Annotated in this window: 17 protein-coding genes and 1 pseudogene; 1 reads left to right on the forward strand and 17 read right to left on the reverse strand. The window is 43.2% G+C overall.

Annotated elements, in window-relative coordinates; translation table 11 throughout:
• Positions 1–103 precede the first annotated feature (103 nt).
• The 5 genes from recG to R0K30_RS04300 all read right to left on the reverse strand — a co-directional run bounded on the left by recG (position 104) and on the right by R0K30_RS04300 (position 5,916).
• Positions 104–2,152: an ATP-dependent DNA helicase RecG gene (gene recG, locus R0K30_RS04280; RefSeq protein ID WP_410609338.1), complete on the reverse strand. Its 2,049-nt coding sequence runs from the start codon at positions 2,150–2,152 to the stop codon at positions 104–106.
• The gene (sdaAA, locus tag R0K30_RS04285) at positions 2,130–3,032 is read right to left on the reverse strand and encodes an L-serine ammonia-lyase, iron-sulfur-dependent, subunit alpha (protein WP_099726000.1); all 903 of its coding nucleotides are present in this window, start codon (positions 3,030–3,032) and stop codon (positions 2,130–2,132) included. Before sdaAA ends, recG begins: the two co-directional genes overlap by 23 nt.
• Before the next feature lie 20 nt (positions 3,033–3,052).
• A complete protein-coding gene (sdaAB, locus tag R0K30_RS04290) occupies positions 3,053–3,715 on the reverse strand; it encodes an L-serine ammonia-lyase, iron-sulfur-dependent subunit beta (RefSeq protein ID WP_099725891.1) in 663 nt (220 codons plus the stop codon).
• A gap of 149 nt (positions 3,716–3,864) precedes the next feature.
• Positions 3,865–5,538: a DAK2 domain-containing protein gene (locus R0K30_RS04295; protein WP_099725892.1), complete on the reverse strand. Its 1,674-nt coding sequence runs from the start codon at positions 5,536–5,538 to the stop codon at positions 3,865–3,867.
• A gap of 15 nt (positions 5,539–5,553) precedes the next feature.
• Positions 5,554–5,916, reverse strand: a complete 363-nt coding sequence (locus R0K30_RS04300) for an Asp23/Gls24 family envelope stress response protein (RefSeq protein ID WP_099725893.1) — start codon at positions 5,914–5,916, stop codon at positions 5,554–5,556.
• Between the two features lie 270 nt (positions 5,917–6,186).
• Here R0K30_RS04300 and rpmB point away from each other — a divergent pair, with 270 nt between their 5' ends.
• Positions 6,187–6,375: a 50S ribosomal protein L28 gene (rpmB, locus tag R0K30_RS04305; RefSeq protein ID WP_003212514.1), complete on the forward strand. Its 189-nt coding sequence runs from the start codon at positions 6,187–6,189 to the stop codon at positions 6,373–6,375.
• A 69-nt stretch (positions 6,376–6,444) separates the two neighbouring features.
• On the opposite strand, the gene spoVM is transcribed toward rpmB, so the two are convergent.
• The 12 genes and pseudogenes from spoVM to coaBC all read right to left on the reverse strand — a co-directional run bounded on the left by spoVM (position 6,445) and on the right by coaBC (position 19,083).
• On the reverse strand, positions 6,445–6,525 hold the full coding sequence (spoVM, locus tag R0K30_RS04310; RefSeq protein WP_008354550.1) for a stage V sporulation protein SpoVM: 81 nt from the start codon (positions 6,523–6,525) through the stop codon (positions 6,445–6,447).
• A gap of 71 nt (positions 6,526–6,596) precedes the next feature.
• Positions 6,597–7,241: pseudogene (locus tag R0K30_RS04315) on the reverse strand (thiamine diphosphokinase).
• 60 nt (positions 7,242–7,301) lie between these two features.
• Entirely contained in the window at positions 7,302–7,952 is a 651-nt protein-coding gene (gene rpe / locus R0K30_RS04320; RefSeq protein ID WP_367307655.1) for a ribulose-phosphate 3-epimerase, read from the reverse strand.
• Positions 7,953–7,955: 3 nt separating this feature from the next.
• On the reverse strand, positions 7,956–8,852 hold the full coding sequence (gene rsgA, locus R0K30_RS04325) for a ribosome small subunit-dependent GTPase A (protein WP_099725896.1): 897 nt from the start codon (positions 8,850–8,852) through the stop codon (positions 7,956–7,958).
• Positions 8,853–8,864: 12 nt separating this feature from the next.
• Positions 8,865–10,820 (reverse strand): Stk1 family PASTA domain-containing Ser/Thr kinase, encoded by a 1,956-nt coding sequence (gene pknB / locus R0K30_RS04330; protein ID WP_249705499.1) that lies wholly within the window; start codon positions 10,818–10,820, stop codon positions 8,865–8,867.
• Positions 10,814–11,584: a Stp1/IreP family PP2C-type Ser/Thr phosphatase gene (locus R0K30_RS04335; RefSeq protein WP_099725898.1), complete on the reverse strand. Its 771-nt coding sequence runs from the start codon at positions 11,582–11,584 to the stop codon at positions 10,814–10,816. The genes pknB and R0K30_RS04335 overlap by 7 nt, the downstream gene beginning before the upstream one ends.
• 3 nt (positions 11,585–11,587) lie before the next feature.
• On the reverse strand, positions 11,588–12,670 hold the full coding sequence (rlmN, locus tag R0K30_RS04340) for a dual-specificity RNA methyltransferase RlmN (RefSeq protein WP_034317860.1): 1,083 nt from the start codon (positions 12,668–12,670) through the stop codon (positions 11,588–11,590).
• 3 nt (positions 12,671–12,673) lie between these two features.
• The gene (gene rsmB, locus R0K30_RS04345; RefSeq protein ID WP_410609344.1) at positions 12,674–14,017 is read right to left on the reverse strand and encodes a 16S rRNA (cytosine(967)-C(5))-methyltransferase RsmB; all 1,344 of its coding nucleotides are present in this window, start codon (positions 14,015–14,017) and stop codon (positions 12,674–12,676) included.
• The gene (gene fmt / locus R0K30_RS04350; RefSeq protein WP_230031470.1) at positions 14,004–14,957 is read right to left on the reverse strand and encodes a methionyl-tRNA formyltransferase; all 954 of its coding nucleotides are present in this window, start codon (positions 14,955–14,957) and stop codon (positions 14,004–14,006) included. The genes rsmB and fmt overlap by 14 nt, the downstream gene beginning before the upstream one ends.
• Positions 14,958–14,962: 5 nt before the next feature.
• Positions 14,963–15,445, reverse strand: coding sequence for a peptide deformylase (gene def, locus R0K30_RS04355; RefSeq protein ID WP_099725901.1), 483 nt, complete (start codon positions 15,443–15,445; stop codon positions 14,963–14,965).
• A 15-nt stretch (positions 15,446–15,460) separates the two neighbouring features.
• Positions 15,461–17,869: a primosomal protein N' gene (gene priA, locus R0K30_RS04360; protein WP_410609347.1), complete on the reverse strand. Its 2,409-nt coding sequence runs from the start codon at positions 17,867–17,869 to the stop codon at positions 15,461–15,463.
• Positions 17,866–19,083, reverse strand: coding sequence for a bifunctional phosphopantothenoylcysteine decarboxylase/phosphopantothenate--cysteine ligase CoaBC (gene coaBC / locus R0K30_RS04365; RefSeq protein ID WP_256499546.1), 1,218 nt, complete (start codon positions 19,081–19,083; stop codon positions 17,866–17,868). Before coaBC ends, priA begins: the two co-directional genes overlap by 4 nt.
• Positions 19,084–19,185: the final 102 nt, after the last annotated feature.

The raw sequence follows: 19,185 nt of genomic DNA on the forward strand, positions 1-19,185 counted from the left end.
CACCATCCGTACATTTATGACTAGGTACTAATAGTAGTATATAATCTCATAGATGATAAATCAATCCTTGTTTCAAAAAGACAAGAAAATTCCTCCAGCTCGATCAGCTTAATTTATCTCCGCCCAGCACACCGCTGTCCACAAGCGTTTGCCGAAGTTCTTTGTATTCAGGATCTGTCCAAAAGGCGTCCGATTGCACAAGGTCTGCTGCATCTTTTCTAGCAGTTTCAAGTGCTCTGTAGTCATGGACCATGTCTGCCACCTTAAATTCAGGCATCCCGCTTTGTTTCTTGCCAAAGAAATCGCCAGGCCCTCTTAGTTCTAAATCCTTTTCAGACAGCTCAAATCCATCGGTCGTTTCGGACATAATTCGCATTCGCTCTTTACCCGTCTCTGATTTCGGATCAGCCATTAAAATACAAAATGATTGATGCTCTCCGCGGCCGACACGTCCTCTTAGCTGGTGAAGCTGAGACAGTCCGAAGCGGTCTGCATCATAAATGACCATGATGGTAGCATTCGGCACGTTAACCCCTACTTCAATGACTGTGGTCGAAACGAGAATCTGGACTTCATTTGTAGTAAAGGCTCTCATCACCTGATCTTTTTCATCACTTGCAAGCTTCCCGTGCATTAAGCCGATCGACCACTTGCCGCGATACGCCTCCGTCAGCATGCTGTGGACATCAATCGCATTTTGAACATCCAGTTTGTCTGATTCTTCAATGAGCGGACAAATAATATACGCCTGTCTTCCTTTTTTCAGCTCTTTATCCACAAAAGCAAGAATCCTCTCGAGCATGTCATGCTTGACCCAATACGTTTCGATTTGCTTTCGGCCAGCTGGTAATTCATCGATGACGGATACGTCCATTTCTCCAAATACAGTGATCGCAAGTGTTCGCGGAATAGGTGTTGCGGTCATAAACAAGACATCTGGGTCCTGCCCTTTACTTCTCAGTTTTTTCCGTTGTTCTACGCCAAACCGGTGCTGTTCATCTGTAATGACAAGACCGAGCTGCTGAAATTCGACTTCGTCTTGGATGAGAGCATGCGTGCCGACTAATATATCAATCTCGCCCTCTTTCAAACGTTCCAGCAATTCTCTGCGGCGCTTTCCTTTCACAGAGCTCGTCAGCAGGGCGATATTCAGCCCCCATTTTTCAAAGAGCTGGTACAGTGAATCTGCATGCTGTTCTGCCAAAATTTCAGTTGGCACCATCAGCGCACCTTGATAGCCGGATAAATGAGCAGCATAAAGTGCAATGGCTGCAACAGCTGTTTTCCCTGATCCAACATCTCCTTGAAGCAGCCGGTTCATTCGATAAGGGGACGCCATATCGGACATAATTTCATCAAGCACTCTTGATTGTGCCTTCGTCAGCGGAAATGGCAGGCCGTGAACAAACTCAAAGACAGCCTCTTTTGAAAACGGATGCTGGATACCTGATGTTTTTTCTCGTTCTTTCTTTCTGATCGCCTGCATCTTCAGCTGAAAAATTAAAAATTCCTCGTACACAAAGCGGCGTCTTGCTTGCTTGAGCGAGTCTCTTGTTTCAGGGAGATGAATGGTTTTTAATGCGTCTTGATAGGACATGAGTTTATAGGCCAAGGCAAGCTGCTTTGGCAGTGGATCTTCGGCTTTGTCTACATAAAGCGACAGAGCTTGTTTCACAAAGCGCCTCATCATCTTCACCGTTACATTTTCTTTGACCGAATAAACAGGTTCTATACTGCCATCTTGCTCGTGTGTCCCTTTTTTAAATTCCTGCACCATAATGGATTGACGGTTTTTATCCCATTTTCCTGTGACTGATACCGTATCACCTAAAACAAGGCTTCGTTTTAAATATGGGCGATTGAAGCAAATCGCCGTAATGAGAAAACGCCCGACAAGCAGCCTGAATGTCAGCCTGCTTCGTTTCTTTCCATAATAGGTGAGAACGGGCTCACTGTGCACTTTGCCTTCAACTGTGATACGTTCGTCATGCTTCACTTCTTCTAAGTTGCGAAGCTCATAGTCATCATATCGATAAGGAAAGTAGCCGAGTAAATCGGCTACTGTATGGATTCCAAGTTCATTTAAGGTTTTTTCTGTTTCGGCTCCAATCCCTTTTAGGACTGAGATATTATCTTGCAGTTTCTGTATCACGAGATGAGGTCACACCTCCGAAAATCTTCTTTTCAAGCTCTCTTGCTGTCGGTGTTGCAGCGAGTCCGCCTTGTGCGGTCTCACGAAGAGCTGTTGGCATCGTTTGACCAATTTTATACATGGCATCAATGACTTCATCACACGGAATACGGCTCGTAATGCCGGCAAGTGCCATATCTGCTGCAATCATTGCATTAGATGCACCCATTGCGTTTCGTTTCACACATGGTACCTCGACAAGTCCTGCTACTGGATCGCAAACAAGTCCAAGCATATTTTTCAGTGTAATGGCCATCGCTTCAGCAGATTGCTGGGGCGTGCCGCCCGCCATTTCTACAATGGCTGCCGCCGCCATGCCTGATGCTGAGCCTACCTCTGCCTGACAGCCTCCTGCTGCACCAGAGATACTGGCATTATTGGCCACAACAAAACCAAATGCGCCAGAAGTGAATAGGAATCTGACCATTTGTTCCTTTGTTGGCTGTAATGTTTCTTTTACTGCAAATAACGTACCAGGTACAACACCTGCTGAACCTGCCGTAGGCGTCGCACAGATGGTCCCCATTGCTGCATTGACTTCATTCGTTGCAACTGCTTTACTGACAGCATCTAAGATCGTATGACCAGACAATGTTTTGCCTGATGCGATATATGCTTGAAGTTTGACTGCATCTCCGCCTGTTAAGCCTGATAATGATTTCACACCTTTAAGTCCGTTTTCAACCGCCTGCTCCATCACTTCTAGGTTGCGATACATCTGCGAAAATATCTCTTCACGTGACTTCCCTGTCACTTCCATTTCTTGCGCGATCATGATTTCTGAAATGGAGGTATTTCGTTCTTCTGTTAGCTGCACGAGTTCTTTGACGTTTTTAAACATCATACATTACCTCCTTGTTGTTACTCTGCAATTTGTGTAACTTGAATAATGTTAGGCAGCGTTTCAAGCTCTGATAGGACAGCTGGGTCAATATTTTGATCCACTTCAATTGTCATCAGTGCCTCTTGCCCGACATCTTTACGCGCCACTTCCATATGACCGATGTTGATAGCGAACTTCGCTAATACATTGGCAACTGCCGCAATTGTACCGTAGCGATCGTTATGAACGACAAGAATGGCAGGGTGATTTCCTGAAAGCCTGAGCTCAAAGCCATTTAATTCTGTGATTTCAATTTTACCTCCGCCGATGGAAATCCCGATTAATTCAAGCTTTCCGTTCGCATCTGAAATCTCTACTTTTGCTGTATTCGGATGCGCTGGTACTGCATCTTCTTCTTTAAATTCAATGTCGATCCCCTTGCTTTTTGCAATATCAATCGCTGTTTTGATTCGTTCGTCAAATGTATCAAAGTCAAGAACACCGCCGATAATCGCGACATCTGTACCGTGCCCTTTATACGTATCTTTAAAAGAACCATAAAATGAAACGACAATTTGTTTCGGTTCTCTTCCGAATAAGCTGCGAGCCACTCTTCCTATACGAGCCGCACCCGCTGTGTGCGAACTTGATGGACCAATCATGACGGGTCCAATAATATCAAACACACTTCTAAATTTCATAGGTCTTCCCCTCTCATAACCACTCACGTATTGGTTTGTTTCTTCCTTTAGACTAATGGATTCATTCGTTTCCCGCAACTCATTTCACCGAGGAATCCTTAGTAAAAAATTGCAAAAGAAGAAGAAGGGCTTGATTTGCCCTTCTTTCGTTATTCAACAGCCAAAATATATGAATAAAGCGGCTGTTTTCCATCGTGGACTTCAACTTCTACATCTTCAAATGTTTCTTCAATAAAGGCTTCTAACGCTTCCATCTCATCAGTTGATGCGTCTTCCCCTTTAATGATTGTGACAATCTCATCATCTTCTGTCACCATTTTGGTCAAAAGCTCTTTGGCTGCATCTAATTGATTTTTCGCTGTTAAGGTGATTTTTCCGTTGAATAGACCCATATAATCGCCTTTGGCAATGTCGATTCCATCAATTTGAGTATCTCTCACTGCAAAGGTAATTTGGCCGCTTTTCACATGATCAATCGCTTCTAACATCGCTGCTTCATTGTCTTCATTTGAAGCTGTTTCATTTAGAGAAAGAAGTGCTGACATCCCTTGAGGTACGGTCTTCGTCGGAATGACAACGACCTCACGACTTGAGACAGTTGCCGCCTGTTTAGCTGCCATGACAATATTAGAATTATTAGGTAAGATAAAGACGGTTTCGGCATGTATGCTATCAATTGCTTTGACAATGTCTTCTGTGCTCGGATTCATCGTTTGTCCACCTTCGATGACGACGGAAGCCCCGATACTTTTAAACAAGTCAGCAATTCCTTCTCCCATTGCGACACTCACTACTCCGAAGCGCTGTTTTTCAGCAGCGGGTGTTTTTGGTGCAGCAGGCGAGTGATCTCTTTCTTCATTCACGATCGAGCTATGCTGCTCTCTCATGTTTTCAATTTTCATATTGATCAGGCTGCCGTAGCGCTGTGCATATGACAAGACATCTCCTGGCTGCTCTGCATGAATATGAACTTTCGCTAGCGTATCATCAGATACCACAAGAAGTGAATCTCCGAATTCGCTTAAGTCTTCTCTGAATGTATTCTCTTCAAAGGACTGTTTGTCTTCTTCAAATTTCACCATAAATTCTGTACAGTAGCCAAATTCAATATCTTCTGTGTTCATATGGCTTTGCGCACTTTTATGATGTTCTGCACTCACTAGTTCTTTGAGCGTTGGCAAAGAGGCCATTTTAGAAGGAAGCTCTTCTCCTCTTAAAGAAGCAAGGAAACCTTCATATACGCAAAGAAGTCCTTTACCTCCACTATCTACAACGCCTACTTCTTTTAAAACAGGAAGCAGATCTGGCGTTCGCTCAAGTGACGCTCTTGCCTCCTCAATTGTTAATTCTAACACGCGGTCAATTTGATCTTCTGTCGCTGAAACAGCAACCGCTTTCTTTGCAGCATCTTTTGCAACTGTTAAGATGGTCCCTTCAATCGGTTTCATCACGGCTTTATATGCTGTATCAACACCCGCCTGTAAGGCAAGGGCAAATTCTTTGGCATCAATCGACTCTTTTTGTTCTATATTTTTACTGAAACCTCTGAAGAGCTGTGACAGGATCACACCCGAGTTTCCTCTTGCTCCCATCAATAGTCCTTTTGAAAGGGCCACCCCGACCTTACCAATATGATCGGTAGTTGTTTCTTCAACTGCTTTTGCCCCTGAAGTCATCGACAAATTCATATTTGTCCCCGTGTCTCCGTCTGGCACTGGAAAAACATTTAACGCATCAACAATTTGTGCGTTTTGAGAAAGATGGTGAGCACCTGCAAGAATCATTTTTGCAAATGAGCGGCCATCAAGATTTCTAATAGACAATATATTTCCTCCTTACTACGGGTTCGTAACTTTTACTCCTTGTACATAAATGTTGACCGAATCAACAGAAAGTCCAATCGTGTGAGAAATCGTATATTTGACTTTCGTTTGAACATTATGTGCGACTTCTGATATTTTTGTACCGTAGCTAACGATGATGTACATATCAATATGAATGCTGTCTTCTTTTTGACGCACAAGAACACCCCGGCTGAAGTTCTCTTTGCGGAGAATATCCGTCAAGCCGTCCTTCATTTGATTTTTGGACGCCATGCCAACAATACCATAGCAATCAATTGCAGCGCCTCCTGCCACCATTGCAATGACTTCATTTGATATATCAATTTGTCCGTATTTCGTTCTAAGTTCGATGGACACATTGGTTCCCCCTTTTTGAGAAATTGCCCTGAGTTATCACTATTTTACTATAAGACCCTTCTTTTTAAAAGAAATCATTCAATCCGACCCAATCCTACTTATACTATAGCCTTGATTTTTTATCAAGATGTCAAGGTGTTTTTCTTGAAAGAGGAGCAAACAATCCTTGCAAACCCCTTGAAGCTGTGGTAAATTATTAAAGTATCTTGAGGCTTCTCTAAGAACGTATATGAAGAATATGATATGTTTTCGTAGTTAGGAGGGAAACAAATGGCACGTAAATGCGTTATTACAGGCAGAAAAACAAAAGCTGGGAACAACCGTTCTCACGCAATGAACTCTACAAAACGTACATGGGGCGCGAACCTTCAAAAAGTTCGTATTCTAGTGGACGGTAAGCCTAAAAGAGTATATGTATCAGCTCGAGCTTTGAAATCTGGTAAAGTTGAGCGTGTATAAGCAAGAGTAAACGCCTGCTACAATTAACTGTAGCAGGCGTTTTTATGTGGAAATAAAGGAGATTACTCATTAATCTTTCTTAAATGAACCAAGCATCGCACGGACAATGCCCCCAAGAAATCTAGGCAGTTTGATTGTATAAAATTTCATTTTGTCCCCCTCCTAAAAGTACCGCTTGCAGCACAATTGAGCTTAATCAGCCATCCACATTGATAGGTTGGTCAATCTTTGCTTCTTACCATTATTAATATGCCTTCATGAAAAGAAAAAGTACCATTTGAGTGGATGAGTTCGTTACTAATACATAGTGTGGAACCAGGCTCAATATGACAATTTTTCAGAGGATATTTGAAACCTTTTAATGTCAACTTTTCAACAGGTGTACCAAAGGGGAGAAACGACACGTATTTTTTGTCCAAGTCTTGTTTTATTTCGTATGTGCCAGGTCCAAACATTTGAATGATATTTTGTTTGTCTACAAGTGTGATGGTCTGCTTGTGCTGAATGCCTTTGTAAAGGAGATGGATATTTCCTAGAAAATGATCGGCTCTTCCGCCTGTTATGCCGTATATTTGAATATGGGCTGGGTGCTGATGCAAGGCCTAGTTAAGCGCAAGCTCTAAATCGGTTTCATCTTTTTCTGCCTGAAATACATTCAGGGCAGGTAATTTCTTTTTTAGCTCGCGAAGCTCTTCTTCTGTCACACTATCAAAATCACCAAATGCTTTGGCAGGTAAAATACCATGCTCTAGTAAGAAGAGGGTTCCCCTGTCTACGCCGACCCAGAGGATGTCATCTTTAGACGCTTCACGTTCAAGGGGCGGGATGTATTCAAAAGGACCGCCGGCTACGATATGTATGTACATGATATACGCTCCTCTCCATGTAAAAAGAACCAAAGATCACAATGCCTTTGGTTCCTTTCTTTACGCTTTTCGAATCGCTTGAATGGCTGCTGCGCGGTTGTCTTTACCGTATACCGCTGAGCCGGCTACAAGTAAATTAGCGCCTGCTTCCTTGCAGCTCTTTGCTGTTTCTACATTGACACCGCCGTCTATTTCAATAAGTAAATCGGTTAAGCCCTTTTGTTCACTAAGTGCCTTCACTTCTTTTACCTTAGTGAGGACAGATGGAATAAACGCTTGTCCACCAAAACCAGGATTCACCGTCATGAATAACACAAGGTCCACATCCTCTAATACATGCTCAATGTGAGAAACAGGTGTGTGCGGGTTTAGGACGACCCCTGCTTTTACACCTTGTTCTCTAATGTGCTGTATCGTGCGGTGCAAGTGCGGACAAGCCTCCACATGGACAGAAATGATGTCAGCGCCCGCTTTTGCGAATGCAGGGATATAACGGTCTGGCTGTTCAATCATTAAATGAACATCCAGCGGAAGCTTTGTATGCGGCCTGATCGCTTCCACTATATTCGGCCCAAATGTGATATTCGGTACGAATTGACCATCCATGACATCAATATGAATATAATCCGCTCCGCCTTGTTCCACATCACGGATATCTTTCTCCAAATTGGCGAAATCTGCTGATAAAATGGAAGGGGCAATATAAACCATGATTTAGTACCTCGGCTTTCTGTCTTTGATTTCAGTTAAAAACTCTAAATAATGCTGATAGCGATACTCTCTGATTTGCTCATGTTCTACCGCATCTTTTACCGCACAGCCTGGCTCTTTCACATGCTGGCAGCCTCTAAACTTACAATCTGCACTCCGCTCTCTGATTTCTAAAAAGTACAGACCTAAATCTTCCGCTTCTATGCCTGTAAATTCGAGTGAGCTAAAGCCAGGTGTATCTGCAATGAGTCCTTCAGCTGTTCGAATGAGTTCCACATGTCTTGTCGTATGTTTTCCCCTGCCAAGATGGGATGAAATATCATTTGTTTTTAGCGCCAAATCCGGGCTCATCGCATTTAAAAGTGAGGACTTGCCTACACCAGACTGACCTGCAAATACGGTTATTTTGTGATGAAAGTGCGGGGTCAGCTTTTCAATTCCGTCCCTCTCGATCGTAGATGTTAAATGAACGTCATATCCAATTTGCCGATAGTCCTCTGCATATGCTTGAATGGTTTTGCGTTCTTGCTCTGTTTTCAGCAAGTCAATTTTTGTAATGCAGATAATCGGCTCAATATGGTTGGCTTCAACAAGTACTAGAAATCTGTCTAAAAGCGATGTGCTAAAGGTTGGCTCTATCGCTGAGAAAACAAGCACCGCTTGATCGACGTTACTGATAGGCGGCCGAACAAGCTCGTTTGTCCGCTCTTTTACTTCCAATAAGTAGCCTTCCTTATCGTTGTCTGCTTGATAGACGACATAATCTCCGACAAGAGGTGTTATTTTATTTTTTCGAAAAATGCCTCTCGCTCTGCACTGAATCACTTTTCCACTTTCTTCAGACTCATCCAGTACATAATAAAACCCGCTTAATGCTTTAATAATTTTGCCCTCAGGCATAAAGTCCCTCCTTTATTCATCATCAGGGTATTCGATCGTTTTGGAGCTCACCACTTTATCATCAACCGTCACCTGATAATACCCTTTTTGACCTGGTTCAATCTTAAATTTAATGGTTCGTTCGGTTGGGGCATTGATTTTAAAGGTTTCATATAAATCAGAAATGCTGTGTTCTGCATCATCAATGGAAATTTGGACATTCATTTCTTGCCCTTCTGTTTCTGGTTCATATGGGATCGCAATCTTTTCAGTTACCGTTTTGGCCGGTTTTTCCTTCGGTCCAAGAGAGAATGTGATTTTGACCGTATCACCTGGTTTGACAGCAGTTCCCGCTCCTGGTTCCTGCTTCATGACCTCACCTTTTGGCACATCATCAGAATACGCTTCTTTTTCATCAAGCTTTAGTCCATTATCCTCTAGATAATTCGATGCCGCCTGTTTACTATACGTCGTTAAATCCCTTAATGTAATATCGGCAGGGCCTATGCTGACTGTCAAAGTCACTTCTTCATCTGCTGCGACAAGCTCTGTATTCGCTGAAGGTTGCTGTTCCATGACAAGCCCTGATTCGGTGTCATTATCATTCACTTCCTCCACAACGACCTGTTTAAACCCTTTTTTCTCTAATAATTCTTTTGCTTTCTCGACCTTTTCGCCTGTTACATCAGGTAATTCGGTCTTTTCTTTGCCTGTACTTTCGTAAAGCTGAATCTCTGTTCCTTCTTTTACCTTTGTGCCGATTTTCGGATCTGTTTTGACGACAAGCCCTTTTTCAATTTTCTCATCAGCGATCTCAATAGGTTCACCAGCGACAGTAAATCCAGCTTTCTTCAAGGTGTCTTCTGCTTTTTCAACCGTCATGCCCGATACATCTGCGATCTCAACATCTTTTGGAAAGAGTAACCCTGGAAACACAGTGATGGCTAAAATTGTCGCGGCTGTCAGAATAAATAAGATTGATGCCACAATCCAAGGCCATTTTTTTCGTTTCTTTTTCGGTTTTTGTTTCTCTTTTTTCTTTGGTTTTTGAGCAGGATGGACGGCTGTTTTTTCAACGTCTTGGCCGACTTGATGATCTTGGATGATTGGGATGGCTTTCGTTGCTTCATGATCTTCTTCAATAACAAAGCGTTTTTCTTTTAGTCTTGCAGGGTCGAAGGCTGTTTTTAAGTCTTTTTGCATTTCAGATGCATCTTCAAATCGATAAAATGGATCTTTGGCCATCGCCTTTAAAATGATGTTTTCCACGCTTTGTGGAACAGAAGGATTCCATCTTCTCACAGATGGGGGTTCTGATTGTAAATGCTTCAGCGCGACACTAACCGCTGATTCCCCTTCAAACGGCATGCGTCCTGAGATGAGTTCATAGAGCACAATACCAAGTGAATAGATGTCTGACTTTTTTGTTGCAAGACCTCCGCGTGCTTGTTCTGGAGACAAATAGTGCACGGATCCTAGGACAGAATTTGTATGGGTAATGGTCGCTGAGCTGAGTGCCATGGCAATTCCAAAATCAGTGACTTTGATATTCCCCATGTTGTCTATTAATATATTGTGAGGCTTAATGTCCCGGTGGACGAGCTGTTTCGCATGGGCTTCTTCCATCGCCGCAACGACTTGCTCCATAATGCGAACGGCTTCTTTCGGATGAAGCGGGCCATTGGCGTGTATGTATTCCTTCAGCGTCATTCCCTCGACATATTCCATGACAATATAATAAATGTCATCTTCTTCTCCTACATCGTAGATGCTGACAATGTTCGGATGATCTAAGCTTGCTGCTGATTGCGCTTCTCGCCGGAACCGTCTAATAAAATCATCATCGCTTGCAAAGTCAAATCGTAAAATTTTAATCGCTACTTCGCGATCTAAAATCATATCCTCCGCCAAATAAACGTTTGCCATTCCGCCTCCGCCTATGACGCGAAGAATCTGATAACGGCCGCTGATCCTTTTTCCGATCAACACTTGCTGTCACCCTCCTCTGTTTGGGAGGGGATTTCTAACAGTACTGCTGTAATGTTATCTTCACCGCCGTTGTCATTCGCTGTTCGAATTAACTCTGTTACTTTTTCATCCGGTGCGGTCGTTTGCGCTAAGATATGAATCAAATTCTCTTCTTCTACTTTATTCGATAATCCATCTGAGCAAAGCAGGATTTGATCTCCTGGGTCAACTTCAAAGGTGCGAGCATCGATTTGAACGTGTTTATCAGTTCCTAATGCTTTCGTGAGCACATTTTTTCTTGGATGATATTCTGCATCCGCTTTTGAAATCTCACCTGTTTTCACAAGCTCATTGACAAGCGAGTGGTCATCCGTTAGTTGGGTCAGTGCTCCTTCTCTGAGTAAGTAGCAGCGGCTGTCTCCTATATGGGCAATTGTGACCGTTTGCAAATGAACGAGCGCACAAACAATGGTCGTCCCCATTCCTTGGCACTCCTCATTGTTTCTCGCATGTTCATATACTTGGTCATTAATTTCACTAATTTTTGAGATTAACCAGCTTTCTAGGTCGGCTGGTTTATTTGGAATTGAAGATGTTGCTTGCCAGTATTCTTTTAAAGAAGATACTGCCATCTTGCTGGCCACATCACCAGCAAGATGACCTCCCATTCCATCTGCTACAACAGCTAGAAGTGTGTCTTCTTTTGCTTCAAAAATACCTGCATCATCTTCATTATGCTGACGGACTTTTCCTGTATCGGTTAAAAAGGCTGCCCTTATCAACATTCGTCACCTCGTCTCTTCCTGACGCTCCTTCGCTCTTAGCTGACCGCAAGCAGCATCAATGTCATGGCCTTGCTCTCGTCTAATCGTTACGTTTACGCCTTTTTCTTTCAGCGTTTTTTCAAATAGGAAGATTTGTTCTCTTGGTGTTCTCACATAATCTCTCTCCGGTACATAGTTCACCGGAATCAGGTTCACGTGACATTTGATTCCTTTTAATAAATCAGCAAGTTCTTCCGCGTGATGAACTTGATCATTGACTCCGCCAAACAGGCCGTATTCAAAGCTGACACGTCTACCCGTTTTTTGAATGTAGTATTCAATGGCTTCCATTAATTTTGGCAGCTTATACGCCTTATTGATCGGCATCAAGCGGCTTCTAATCTCTGTATTTGGTGCATGCAATGACACAGCAAAGTTGATTTGCATTTGCTCATCAGCGAATTGATAGATCTTTGGAATGATCCCGCTTGTTGAGACAGTAATATGACGCGCGCCAATATTTAAGCCATTGTCATGGTTGATGATTTTTAGGAATGCAAGCATTTCCTCAAAGTTATCAAACGGTTCACCGATACCCATGATGACAACAGAGCTAACTCTCTCATCCGTTTCATCAAGCGCCTGCTGCACTTTCAATACTTGGGCAACGATTTCACCCGCTTCAAGGTTTCGCTTCAAGCCGCCAAGTGTCGATGCACAGAATGTACAGCCAATTCTACAGCCGACCTGAGTGGTCACACACACAGAGTTGCCGTATTCGTGACGCATGAGCACTGTTTCAATTGTATAGCCATCATGTAATTCAAATAAAAATTTGATCGTTCCATCTTGAGATGTTTGTTTGATCACTGTTTTTAATGTGGTGATCGCAAATTGATCCTTTAATTTTTCTCTTAATTCCTTTGAAAGGTTAGACATTTCGTCAAAGGATGTCACACGTTTTTCATAAAGCCATTCAAAAATTTGGGCTGCACGGAAAGGCTTTTCACCTTGTTCTTTTAACCATTCTTTGATTTCGTGAAGCTCAAATGAGTAGATCGACGGCATGTCTGTTTTCAGTTCTTTTCTTACTTTTTGTTCTGTCATTTTTTATCCCTTCTTTCTCATGCTGCAAATAAAGAAACCATCTGTTCCGAAATAATGAGGAAGAATTTGCACACTTCCGTTTTGAACAAACGGAGCAACCTGCTCAGGCAGCCGTTCATTAAGAGATAGATCGGGTTCGAAGTCTTGGTGTTCTTGTAAAAACGCATGAATCACTTGTTGATTTTCTGTTGGGTCCATTGTACATGTACTATATACAAGGGTTCCGCCCGGCTTTAGAAGCGAGGCTGTTTCGTTTAAGATTGCCTGCTGAATTATCGCAAGCCTTGCTGAGTCTTCTTGAGACTTTGTATATTTCATATCTGGTTTTCGTCTGATGACGCCAAAACCAGAACACGGTGCATCAATCAGAATACGGTCAAACGAAGCTTCGCTATAATAGTCCGCTGTTTTCCTTGCATCAAGCGCTTTTGCCTCAATGTGAGTAAGATGCAGACGCTTTGCTGCTTGTTTGATGAGTTTCACTTTGTGTTCATGTAAATCAAGTGAAACAATTTTCCCCTCATCGTTCATTCGCTCTGCGATATGTGTTGATTTGCCGCCAGGAGCCGCGCAGGCATCAAGCACCGTTTCTCCCGGCTGAGGATTTAGTGCTCTTGCGACAAGCATTGAGCTTTCATCTTGAATGGTCACAAAGCCCTCTTGAAAAGAAGGCGTTGATACGATGGACCCTTTCATGAGCTTCAGTGCATCCTCAGATAAGTCGCCGAGCTCTGTTTCAATTCCTGCATCCATCAGTTCATTCTGTAATGCCATGCGATCGGTTTTCATTCGATTGACACGAAGAGTTTGCTTTGGCGGTACTAAATGAATGCGGCACATGCTTTCTGCTGCTTCAAATCCATACGCCTCAACCCATTGCTGCACAAGCCATAGTGGGTGGCTTGTCTCAATCGAGAGCCGCTTGACCGGATCTTTTATTGCATCAAATGTCGGAACGCCTTCTCTTTGTACTGAACGAAGTACGCCATTCACAAGTGAAGAAATGCCTTTATGCCCGCGCGTTTTCGTTAGCTCGACTGCTTCATGGATGGCTGCACGATCTGGAATTTTTTCAAGGTAGACCATTTGATAAAGAGACATACGCAAAAGCTGCATGACCCACGGGGCCACCTTTTGCGGTTTTTTCACAAATGGCGCCAGCATACAATCTAGTGCCAGCTTATTTTGCAGTGTACCGTATACAAGCTCTGTTAACAGTGGTTTGTCCTGATCTGCCAAATCTTTATCTTTCATGACTGACTGCAAAAGCAAATTACTGTAAGCTTGATTTTGTTCGAGTTTGATTAAAGCGTCCAGCGCTACTTCTCTCACATTACTTTTCTTCATTCATTAACCCTAATTTCTGTCCAATTTCGATATTTGCGCCTCTTAAGAAGTCTTCGCCGGTCATTTTTTTCTTTCCAGCCGGCTGCACACTTGTTAATATAAGGCCTTGCTGATTCCCGGTTCCAATGACCGGTCCTTCTTTTTGAAGTTCAATCACTTTCCCAGGTTCTTCTTGCGCTTGAAGCGGAACTTTTTTCGCTTCCCAAACTTTTAAATGAGCGCCGTTCCATTCAGTATAGGCAACTGGCCATGGATTTAAGCCGCGAACTTGGTTGTAAAGCTCTTCTCCGGTTTTTGTCCAGTCTAACCTTTCTTGCTCCCGCTTAATATTAGGTGCGTAGGTTGCCGCCTCTTCATTTTGCGGAATCGGAGAGATGGACCGGTTCAGAACATTTGGAACCGTATCTTTTAGCAATGCGGCGCCTGCTATACTTAATTTATCATGCAATGTCCCAACGTTGTCTAATTCATCAATTTCTACTTCTACTTTACTAATCATGTCACCTGCATCGAGTCTTTCAACCATGTACATGATGGTCACGCCTGTTTTCTTTTTGCCTTGCAGGATCGCATAATGGATCGGCGCGCCGCCTCTTAGCTCTGGCAGCAAAGAGGCATGAACATTGATACAGCCAAATTCAGGTTCATCTAGCAGCCTTTTTGGTAAAATTTGTCCGAAGGCTGCTGTTATAATTAAATCTGGCTTTAATGCAAGCACTTTATCGATTTCTTCATCAAGGCGCACCTTTTCAGGCTGCAAAACAGGGATGCCATGCTTTAGGGCTTCCACTTTCACAGGAGGTGGCGTGAGCACTCGTTTTCTGCCTTTCGGGCGATCTGGCTGCGTGACGACCCCGACGACTTCGTATCCTTCTGTTATCAGTGTTTGCAGCACAGGTACTGAGAAATCAGGGGTTCCCATAAATACAATACGTGCCATTTTCTTCACCCTTCCATTTCCACAAGTTCTTTTTCTGTATAGGTTTGAATGATTTTCGACGTGAATAATATGCCGTCTAAATGATCAATTTCGTGCAATAAGGCTCTTGCTAAAAATCCTTCTGCTTCTATTGTAAATGGTTTGCCTTTCTTATCAAAGGCTTTCACCTTCACATGATTTGGTCTTTCTACAGTGCCGTATAAAGATGGGAAGCTCAAGCAGCCTTCAATGTCTGTTTGGCTTCCTTTTACTTCAAGAACCTCGGGATTCACTAAATCAATTCTGCCAGATTCTTCTCCTATATCTACAACGGCGATTCTTTTTGAAATACCGATTTGCGGTGCTGCTAGTCCGACTCCATCTAGCTCAAGCATTGTATCATACATGTCATCGAGCAGTTTTTTAAGCTTTTTATCGAACGTATCGACAGGCTCTGTCTTTTGTTCAAGCACTTCTGCCGGATGTATGACTATTGGTTTTATTGCCACTTAAAGCCCTCCGTTTTACATCATCATATATGGATTCATATCTATTGAAATCATCAACTGTTTTTGTTCCATTTCTTTTTGATAATGATCTTGTATTTTCCGTAGTAAACTTGCCAGTTCATTTTCCCTTTTGTATTTTATCACGCATTGATATCGATATCTATCTTTGATCTTAGCGATCGGAGATGCAGCTGGACCAAGGATCCTTGTATTCGGTGCACAGTTCATTTTCAGAAACTGGACAATTTGATCAGCGACATGCGCTGCCTTCGTCACTTCTTCGTGTGAAACAGTCACCATTGCCAAAAAGTAAAATGGCGGATAGGACTGATGACGACGATGCAGCATCTCCTGCTCATAAAAGGCTTCAAAGTCATGCTGCTTGGTTAATTCAATACTATAGTGAGAAGGCGTATACGATTGAATAATGACTGAGCCCGCTTTTTCATGGCGCCCTGCCCGGCCGCTGACTTGCGTGAGAAGTTGAAATGTTTTTTCACTTGAACGAAAATCAGGGATATGAAGGGACGTATCCGCACTCAGTACACCGACAAGTGTAACATCTGGAAAGTCTAACCCTTTTGCAATCATTTGCGTACCGAGTAGAATATCCGCTTCTTTGTTGCCAAATGAGGTAAGAAGCTTTTCATGAGCGCCTTTTCGAGAGGTTGTATCTACATCCATTCGGATTACCCTCGCCTCAGGCAAAACCTTGGTGAGCTCTTCTTCTACTCGCTGCGTACCTGTACCAAAATAACGAATATGCTCGCTGTGGCATTCTGGACATTCAGCAGGTACCGGGGCTTCGTGACCGCAATAGTGACACTTCAGCCGTTTTTGATAACGGTGATAGGTAAGGGAAATCTCGCAATGAGGACATTGCTCCACATATCCGCAATCACGGCACATCACAAAGGATGAATAGCCTCTTTTATTCAGAAATAAGACGGCTTGTTCTTTCCTTTCAAGCACTTCTTTTAACCTGAGCATTAATTCTTCTGAGAACATAGACCGGTTGCCGTTCCTTAATTCTTCTCTCATATCAATTACCGAGACGTGCGGCATCTGCTGCTGGTTCACGCGTTGCTTTAGCGTCAGCAATGTATACACACCTTTTTTCGCACGCGCATAGGTCTCAAGTGAAGGTGTTGCACTGCCTAATACGACTGGACATTGGTGCCGTCTTGCTCGTTCAATTGCGACGTCCTTGGCATGATAACGCGGCATCTCTTCTTGTTTGTAGGAAGATTCATGCTCTTCATCTATGATAATCATTCCTAGATTTTCAAATGGAGCGAAAACAGCAGACCTTGCTCCCACGACAAGCTTGACTTCCTTGCGGTGAATTTTCCGCCACTCATCATACTTTTCCCCTGTCGATAATCCGCTATGAAGAACAGCCACATTTGAGCCAAACCGTTCTTTAAACCGCTGAACCATTTGAGGAGTTAATGAGATTTCAGGAACGAGGACGATCGCTTCTTTTCCCTTTTGAAGTACATGATCAATGGTCTGCAAATAAATCTCCGTTTTCCCGCTTCCTGTCACCCCGTGCAGCAGAAAGGTTTCATGCTGATGATCACTCACTGCTTGATGAATGTGTTTCGCTGCTGCTGCTTGTTCTGTCGTGAGATCGAGGGAATCAGATTGTTTAAACTCCCGGTCTGCATAAGGATCTCGATAGATCTCTTCATAGCTCTCTGTTAACAGCCCTTCTCGTATAAAGGTTTTAAGCGTTTGAGAACTAGCGCCTGTTTGCTGCTGTAAGTCTTTCGCTAAAAAAGTGGTCTCACTCGCTTGAAGCAAAAAGGAGAGCAATTCCGTTTGTTTCACCGCATTTTTCTTTAGCTGCTGCTGCTTTTCTTCAAGTCTTTCTTTCGAAACGACGACCTGAAGCATGCGCACCTTTTTCTTTCCAGATTTTTGAGAGACATGATATCTCACCTCTAGATGACCTTTTTGGACATGCTTTTGAATGTGCTTCAGTTGATCAGGCGGAATGTCAGCGTAAAGTATGCTTTCTTGCTGACCGAAAAGCTCTTTCAATGACTGCGGAAGTTCTTCATCTGATAACACCTGAATTTCTTTTTCATATTTTGCCTTCATGGCTGCAGGCAGCATGGATTGCAGAGCCGTAATATGATAGGACAATGTTTTTTCCGTCAGCCAGTGGGAAAGCTCCAATAGCTCATCTGTCAGAACAGGTGATAAATCAAATAAATCCACAATGTCCTTGATGTTTCCTGTCTTTACGTCTGTTACATCTTTGACTCTTGTCACAAACCCTTGAATCTTCCTCGGGCCAAAGGGAACAACGACCCTCATCCCAGGTTTGACGAGATCTTTGAACCGATCGGGCACACGATAGTCAAATGGGCGATCAATGGCTTTCGTTGTGACATCCACTATGACTTCAGCAATCATGCTCGATCACGCTCTTTTGGCAATAGCTGTTTTGCCTCCTTTAAGATTTCAAAAGCGAGGTCTTTTTTGCTCATCATCGGCAGCTCTTTTTTTGTTCCGTCCGCTTTGATGATCGCTGCCACATTTGTGTCTGTGCCAAAGCCCGCACCCTCTTTTGTTACATTGTTGGCAACAATCATATCTAGATGCTTGGATTCGATTTTCTTTTTCGCATAATATTCTACATCCTGCGTTTCAGCTGCAAAACCGACAAGCACTTGATGCTCTTTTCTTTTCCCCAGCTCTTTTAAAATATCTTTTGTACGCGTGAATTCAATTTCCAGTGCACCGTCATGTTTTTTCATTTTATGAGGATATGTCGTGACAGGGGTGTAATCGGCAACAGCTGCTGATTTAATGACAAGGTCTGCTTCCCCGTACACATCTAAAGCAGCCTGATACATCTCCTCTGCCGATTCAACGTGTACCACGTCTACATGGTCAGGCGCAGTCAAAGAAACAGGACCAGAAATAAGCGTGACATCAGCCCCCATTTGCTGGGCAGCTTCTGCAATGGCATAGCCCATTTTCCCAGTAGAACGATTTGTAAAGAAACGAACAGGATCGATCACTTCTCGTGTAGGACCTGCTGTCACCACGACTTTTTTCCCTGAAAGCGGCAAGCTTTTTGGCTCCTCGAAAAACGCACGAATGTGTTCAATAATTTTTTCAGGTTCCTCTAAACGCCCTTTTCCAATGTACCCGCAGGCTAAATAACCTTCACTTGGCTCAATAAACCGGTATCCGTCTTCATATAATGTGCGAATGTTCCGCTTCACAGCTGGGTGATCATACATATGCACATTCATAGCCGGTGCGATCCATACAGGAGCTGTTGAAGCGAGCAAGGTGGTTGTGAGCATATCATCTGCAAGTCCTGCGGCCATTTTACCAATCGTATGTGCTGTTGCAGGAGCAACGAGAATGAGATCGGCCCAGTCAGCTACATCAATATGCGCAATGACTCTTGGATTGTTCTCTTTAAATGTATCCACATAAACCTCTTGTCGAGATAGGGCTTGGAAGGTGAGCGGAGACACAAACTCACGGGCAGATTCCGTCATAATCACTCTTACATTTGCGCCTGCCTGTACGAGTTTACTAGTGAGTGCAGCTGCTTTATATACGGCGATTCCTCCGCTGACGCCGAGCAAAATATTTTTTGACTGTAACATTTGTTTGTCCCCCTTAATGGCCTTTTTCACAAATTCGTCTACAATTCAAAAAAGTCAAAACCAATCATAGTTTTGACTTTTTTGAACGTATCGTATCTGCAT

Origin of the sequence: Bacillus sp. SIMBA_154, assembly GCF_046536015.1 — a bacterium.
GTDB lineage: Bacteria > Bacillota > Bacilli > Bacillales > Bacillaceae > Bacillus > Bacillus pumilus_P.

What these genes read in the sequence shown, in the direction of transcription:
- sdaAA (WP_099726000.1), bottom strand. Translation starts at nt 3,032, where the DNA reads ATGTTTAAAAACGTCAAAGAACTCGTGCAGCTAACAGAAGAACGAAAT.
- sdaAB (WP_099725891.1), bottom strand. Translation starts at nt 3,715, where the DNA reads ATGAAATTTAGAAGTGTGTTTGATATTATTGGACCCGTCATGATTGGT.
- rpmB (WP_003212514.1), top strand. Translation starts at nt 6,187, where the DNA reads ATGGCACGTAAATGCGTTATTACAGGCAGAAAAACAAAAGCTGGGAAC.
- spoVM (WP_008354550.1), bottom strand. Translation starts at nt 6,525, where the DNA reads ATGAAATTTTATACAATCAAACTGCCTAGATTTCTTGGGGGCATTGTC.
- rpe (WP_367307655.1), bottom strand. Translation starts at nt 7,952, where the DNA reads ATGGTTTATATTGCCCCTTCCATTTTATCAGCAGATTTCGCCAATTTG.
- rsgA (WP_099725896.1), bottom strand. Translation starts at nt 8,852, where the DNA reads ATGCCTGAGGGCAAAATTATTAAAGCATTAAGCGGGTTTTATTATGTA.
- R0K30_RS04335 (WP_099725898.1), bottom strand. Translation starts at nt 11,584, where the DNA reads ATGTTGATAAGGGCAGCCTTTTTAACCGATACAGGAAAAGTCCGTCAG.
- rlmN (WP_034317860.1), bottom strand. Translation starts at nt 12,670, where the DNA reads ATGACAGAACAAAAAGTAAGAAAAGAACTGAAAACAGACATGCCGTCG.
- rsmB (WP_410609344.1), bottom strand. Translation starts at nt 14,017, where the DNA reads ATGAAGAAAAGTAATGTGAGAGAAGTAGCGCTGGACGCTTTAATCAAA.
- fmt (WP_230031470.1), bottom strand. Translation starts at nt 14,957, where the DNA reads ATGGCACGTATTGTATTTATGGGAACCCCTGATTTCTCAGTACCTGTG.
- priA (WP_410609347.1), bottom strand. Translation starts at nt 17,869, where the DNA reads ATGATTGCTGAAGTCATAGTGGATGTCACAACGAAAGCCATTGATCGC.
- coaBC (WP_256499546.1), bottom strand. Translation starts at nt 19,083, where the DNA reads ATGTTACAGTCAAAAAATATTTTGCTCGGCGTCAGCGGAGGAATCGCC.